Here is a 5,610-nt window from a genome sequence, read left to right on the forward strand (position 1 = left end):
CCGCGGGCTTGGTGAAGCCCGAGTCAAAATGACTATACATAGTGTATATGTGGGGCCGGGCGGCCTGGCTGTCGACGCGCTCACACATTCCGCGAAGCGCATTTTTCCGTCGATTACATCCGGGTGGTGGCAAGCGCCAGCTTCAATCCGAGGACGGCGAAACCCAGGGCAAACACGCGTCGCAACCACGTCGTCACTCGCGGGCGCTCGAGCACGTGCGCCCGCATGAAGGACGCGAACGCGCCATAGATCACGAACACGATCAGGGTCATCAGCATGAAGATGCCACCGAGTTGCAGCAGGCTGGCGACCGGCGATGGATCGTCCCTGGCTATGAACTGCGGCAGGAAGGCCAGGAAGAAGATCGGCAGCTTCGGGTTGAGCAGGTTCAGCAGGATCGCCGAGGCCACGATGCGCAATGGCGAGCGCGCGGCGGTGGCGTTATCAGGATCGAGCGCACTGCGATCCCGCCACGTGCGCCACGCCATGTACAGCAGATAAGCCGCGCCGGCGTACTTGAGCAGCTCGAACGCCACGGCGCTGGCCTTGAACACCACCGCCAGGCCGCATACCGCGGCCGCCATATGCGGCACGATGCCCAGCGTGCAGCCGAGCGCGGCCAGCAGGCTGGCCCGCGTACCGCGCGACAGTCCGGTCGACACCGTGTAGAGCACGCCGGTACCGGGCGACACCACCACCAGCAGTGAAGTGAGCAGGAATGCAACGCTCATGCAGCCTCTCCTTGAATGAGGGAGGCGCGACCATCGCAAAGGAAGCGCGGACGGTCTTGAAGAAAATTGCGCGCTCAGCGCAGCGCGTCGCGGTAGCGCCCCGGCGTGATGCCGAACTGGCGCAGGAAGGCGCGGGTCAGATGGCTTTGATCGGCAAAGCCGGCGAGCTGCGCGGCTTCGGCCAAGGCATGGCCCTGGCGCAGGTAGCGGCGCGCCAGGCGCACGCGCCACTGGATGCGGTAAGCATGCGGCGTGGTGCCGACGTCGCGCAGAAAACCGCGGATCAGCTGGAAGCGGCTCACGTCGCACGCGGCCGCCAGCTCCGACAGCGAGGTCTCGGCAGCAGCGGGCTCGGCGTCGATCCATGCCAAGGCACGCGCCACCGAGGGCGAGGCGCAGGCCAGCCGTGGCCCGCTGAGGCGATGCTGCTTCACCACCCTCACCAGGCAGGCCAGCAGGAGTTCGTCGGCGTGGCCGTCCGGCGATGGCAGCGCTTCCAGCAGCTGCGTCACTTGCTGCGCCAGGCCGCGGTCGTGCGCCACCGGCTGGAGCACGACGTCGCTGCCGCCGAATTCCGCTGCCAGTTCCCGCGCCACCAGCGCGGGCTCCAGATAGGCGATCCGCCAGCCGCGCGGCCCATCGATCGGCGCGCCGTCATGCACCTCGCCGGGATTGACCATGATCACGTCGCCCGCCACCGACTGCACCGCGCCGACCACGCTCCAGGACTTCTGCGCGCCCACGGTGATCACGCCGAGGCCGAATTGATCGTGGGCATGGCGGGGGAAGCTGTGCTCGCTGAGCAGGGACAGCGCTTCCACGCCGGGAAGGACGGAGCGGAGTTGCACTACCTGGTGGATTTTCTTCGGCACGAGGCGATCGGGCGCTGCGGCGATAGAACCTAAGCATAGGCTTTCTCGGCCCTCAGCTCACGGCTCCGCCCGGCCCCTCACCCCAACCCTCTCCCCAGCGGGGAGAGGGGGATGACGGGCGGGGCGACAATCGAACGAAGAGCATGCGGCGTAGCCGCAGCGTTCCGCTTGCGCGCTTCTGCTCTTGATCCACCGGGTCCCCTTGGCGCCGGCGGTGAGGGCTGGACGAAAAGGCCCCCGCAGGGGGGCGGGGACAGAACGTCCCCGCCTTTTTGATCAGGGCAAGGATGCCCTGTCAAAAAGCCCGGCCAGCCCTCACGGACCCTCAGCAGCTGCGCTGCTGAGGGCGCCAAGCAGGGTGCCCTTTCTTCTTGGTTACTTCTTCTTTGGGCACGCAAAGAAGAAGTAACTCGCCCCGCGGCAGCGGGGCGAAACCCTCGCCAACGGCGAGACACCCAACCGTCAACGCAACAACCGAGCGACAAAGTCCCTGGATTCCAGCTTTCGCTGGAATGACGAGCGAGGCCTACGCCGGGATGACGAAGTTGAGACGATGAGGCAAGACCGTTGCTCACCCCAACCCTCTCTCCCACGGGGACTACCTTCGGGTCACCCAGAGGGGAGAGGGGGTACGACGTTCGCCCCTCAGATGGAATGCCGGTAAGGCTTCCCGGACTGGCAATCCTGCACGTCCTCCTGCGTCAGCCGCGCATACGGACGCAGGCTTTCCTCCTTGGCGACCATCACGTCCTGCGTCTGGCGCATCTTCTCCAGCGAGGCGCAGAACTGCGGCGAATGCGGGATCTTCTCGGCATCGGCCTCGATGCCTTTCGATGCGCCATCGGTGCCGTGGATCATCGAGCCGAACAGCAGCCGCGGCACCGCATACCTGGTCAGGCGCGAAGCGGCATCGAACGAGATGTCGATCACTTCCAGCGAGGCTTCGCGGTAATCGAGAACGGCCGCGCGCTGATCGGCGGTCAGCGCCAGCGGCTGCTTGTCGATGGTCACGCCGCCGGTCACGTCGATATAGGCCTTCGGCACGTCCTTGTCGCCGCGCAGTTCCAGCGGCTCCTGGTGCATCTTGATACGGTCCGCTTCCATATCGCGCCTGGCCGCGCCGGAACACCCCGCAAGCACGAGCGCGGCAACGGACAGCAGCAAAAGGTGGCGAACTTCCATGGCGCACTCGCGTCGACGGGCAACGCGCCGAAGATAAAGACGCGCAGCGCCGCCTGCCCCGTGCCAAAGGTCGCCCTCCCCCAGAAGTCAGGCCCGCGCCGGCGCGCGGGCCGGGGTTCGCTGCGCCCCGACCCGCGTGCTGCGCCGATGGCGCTGGCGGTATCAGCGCGCCCCGCCCGTCTGGGAAAAACTCAACTCCGTGCACTTCTTCGCACGCGCCTGCTTGTCGGCATCGCTGCCTGCCGCCAGCGCCGCACCCAGGCAATTGGTGTATGCATCGGTCGCCGCCGCGCGCCCCGCGCCTTCGGCCAGGCTCTGCGCCGCGATGCCGGTGGAGAACACCTTGCCGATCGCCAGGCCCACCGCGGTCGTACCCGCATCGCTCTTGCCGTCGAAACGGCCGTACACCGACAAGGCGTCCTCCCGCACCAGCCCCAACTGCTTGGCGGCTTCCAATGCGGCGGGCCGCTTGGCGGAAGCGGCCTGCTCGGCCGCGGTGAGCGACGGGGTCAGCTGCTGGATCTTGCTGTCGATGGTCTGGTTGGTCGCCTGCGCGCTGGCCAGCTGGCCCTTGGCTTCCTGCAGCTGGCTGGCGGCCTCCTTGGTATCCAGACGCGAGGCCTTCAATTGCGTCAGCCGCGACGACGCCGCGGCAAGCTGGCTTTTCAGCGGCTCGATCGGCGTCTTCTGGCTGCTCAGTGCCTGGATCGAACCCTTGGTGGTCTCCGCTGCCTTGGCCGCATTTAGATAGTCGTTGACCTTGGCCAGGTTCGCCGCGTCCGCGCTCTGCGGTTCCAGGTCGTTGGAGTTCGAATACTTGGCGCGGACCTGCTCCAGCACGAGATCCGAGGTGCCCGCCTTGTTCGCGCCCGCCACCGATACCGGCACGTAGGCCGCATCCAGCTGGTCGTAGCCGATGCTCAGCGTCGCCCCCGACGCGCTCGCCGGATTGGACGTGACGGTGACGCCGAAACTCACCCGCGACGAATACACCAATGCCGCCTGCGGCAACGGCGCGCACGCCGCCAGCGCCAACAGGCTCAATGCCACTGCCGTCCTTGCACGAAGATCCATGTCATCCCCCTTGATGTGTGTTGACCTCACAGACGTGCTCCAACGAACCACCGCCCTTGCGCAATTGCTCCCTGATCGCTGCCGCCTCTTCGGCGCTGCGGATGATCACGATCAGCCGGCACTGGTCCGGCTCCTTGCTGCTGACCACCAGCTGCCGCGCCCAGCCCAGCGAGGTGCCGTAGGCCACCGGCACCATGCCGAAGCCCGAGGTTTCGACCAGCAGCAGGGACGCGCCCGGATCGGGCTCCAGGCGCAGCACGCCGAGCCGGTAGGACACCGTGGTCTTGCCCCCTTGCACCACGCGCACCTGGGTGCAGGCCGCCAGCGCGACGCATACGGCAGGCACGGCAAGGCGCACGGCCCAGGCCCGCACCCGAAGGCGCGGACAGTCGCGCAGCTTGAACAAGGCATTCCCCCTGATGGAATGGCCGCGGTCGAATAACACAGAAATCGATAGCCGGGCGTGAAACCGGGCCGCCCGGCGCCTAGGAATATTTCTGGCCGTCAGCAGCTGGCCAAGCCGCCGAAGCGCCGCCCGCGGCTGGCCCGAAACGACAAATCCAAGCCTTTCAGGCACATCCCCGGGCGCCCCGGAAGCCGCAAAAACTTACGTCGATCAGGCCCTTGCCGGCGCAGGAACGAGCCGCTAATTTTTGTGAGCGCGGACACGCTTGGACGGGTCACAGGGGGCTCGTCGGCGGCGTCCGCGACTGAAGGGGGACAAAGGAATGACTCTTACGGCTGGGCCTTCGGGCCGCCGCCGGGCATGGAACCGCCCGTGCATGGCGCGCGCTTGCGCGCCTGCGAAACGCCACCGCCATCCGCTGCCCCTGTGCGCCCTGCTGGCCTGGTCCGCGGGTTCCGCGCAGGCCGCCAATCCGCCGTCCTACGACTGCCTGATCGAGCCGACCCAGACCGTCGAGCTGGGCGCGCCGGTCAGCGGGCTGATCGACCGCGTGCTGGTCAAGCGCGGTGACCGCGTGGCGCACAACCAGGTCCTGGCGACGCTGGAATCGCATGCCGAACAGGCGGCGGCAGATCTTGCGCATTACAAGTCGCAACTTGCCGGTCCCAGCCAGCAGGCGCAGAGCAAGATCGAATTTTCCCAGCGCAAGTTCGCCCGCCGCCGCGACATGGCGGCGGAAAAACTCATGTCCAGGCAGGACAGCGACGATGCCGAGGCAGAGCTGAAACAAGCCCAGGCCGAACTGGTCACCGCCAGGGAAAACCGCGAGGTGGCGCGCCTGGAATACGTCCAGCAAAGCAGCCAGCTCGCGCTGCGCACCATCCGCAGCCCGTTCGACGGCGTGGTGGTGGACCAGATGATGTGGCCCGGCGAAATCTTCGAACCCGGCGCCACCAAGCACGCCGTACTCAAGGTCGCGCAGCTCAATCCGCTGCGCGTGCGCGTGGTGATGCCGCTGCGCGCGTTCGGCGAACCCGCGGCCGGCATGGAGGCCAGCATCGCACCGGAGATTCCCGCCGGCAGCCATTACAGCGCGAAGGTGGCCAGCGTCGACCGCATGGTGGACGCCGCCAGCGGCACCTTCGTGGTCTTCATGGACCTGCCCAATCCCAAGCTCGACATCCCGTCGGGCGTGAAGTGCAAGGCCACCCTGGCCAAGTAAGCCAGCACCGATTCGAAACGGCGACGCCAGCGCGGCGCCGGCATGCAGCACCGCACGCACCCTATTCATCTCAACGTCGATCGGCCACCGCGCATGCGCGGCAGGGCCTGCCAAGAGGGCAAC

General features: G+C 67.1%; 6 protein-coding genes. 1 reads left to right on the plus strand and 5 read right to left on the minus strand.

What is annotated here, in order from left to right:
- Positions 1 to 113: 113 nt before the first annotated feature.
- From ISN75_RS11525 to ISN75_RS11545, 5 genes are all read right to left on the minus strand, one after another.
- Positions 114 to 731, minus strand: a complete 618-nt coding sequence (locus tag ISN75_RS11525) for a LysE family translocator (protein ID WP_343821947.1) — start codon at positions 729 to 731, stop codon at positions 114 to 116.
- Between the two features lie 74 nt (positions 732 to 805).
- Positions 806 to 1,603, minus strand: coding sequence for an AraC family transcriptional regulator (locus ISN75_RS11530; protein ID WP_343821946.1), 798 nt, complete (start codon positions 1,601 to 1,603; stop codon positions 806 to 808).
- 645 nt (positions 1,604 to 2,248) lie between these two features.
- Positions 2,249 to 2,785, minus strand: coding sequence for a hypothetical protein (locus ISN75_RS11535; protein WP_343820189.1), 537 nt, complete (start codon positions 2,783 to 2,785; stop codon positions 2,249 to 2,251).
- Between the two features lie 162 nt (positions 2,786 to 2,947).
- Positions 2,948 to 3,859 (minus strand): hypothetical protein, encoded by a 912-nt coding sequence (locus ISN75_RS11540; RefSeq protein ID WP_343820190.1) that lies wholly within the window; start codon positions 3,857 to 3,859, stop codon positions 2,948 to 2,950.
- 1 nt (position 3,860) lies between these two features.
- On the minus strand, positions 3,861 to 4,265 hold the full coding sequence (locus ISN75_RS11545; RefSeq protein ID WP_343820191.1) for a hypothetical protein: 405 nt from the start codon (positions 4,263 to 4,265) through the stop codon (positions 3,861 to 3,863).
- A 376-nt stretch (positions 4,266 to 4,641) separates the two neighbouring features.
- On the opposite strand from ISN75_RS11545, the gene ISN75_RS11550 reads away from it, so the two are divergent.
- Positions 4,642 to 5,487, plus strand: a complete 846-nt coding sequence (locus tag ISN75_RS11550; RefSeq protein WP_167256099.1) for an efflux RND transporter periplasmic adaptor subunit — start codon at positions 4,642 to 4,644, stop codon at positions 5,485 to 5,487.
- Positions 5,488 to 5,610: the final 123 nt, after the last annotated feature.

Source organism: Dyella marensis (genome assembly GCF_049532885.1).
Classification (GTDB): Bacteria; Pseudomonadota; Gammaproteobacteria; order Xanthomonadales; family Rhodanobacteraceae; genus Dyella_D; species Dyella_D marensis.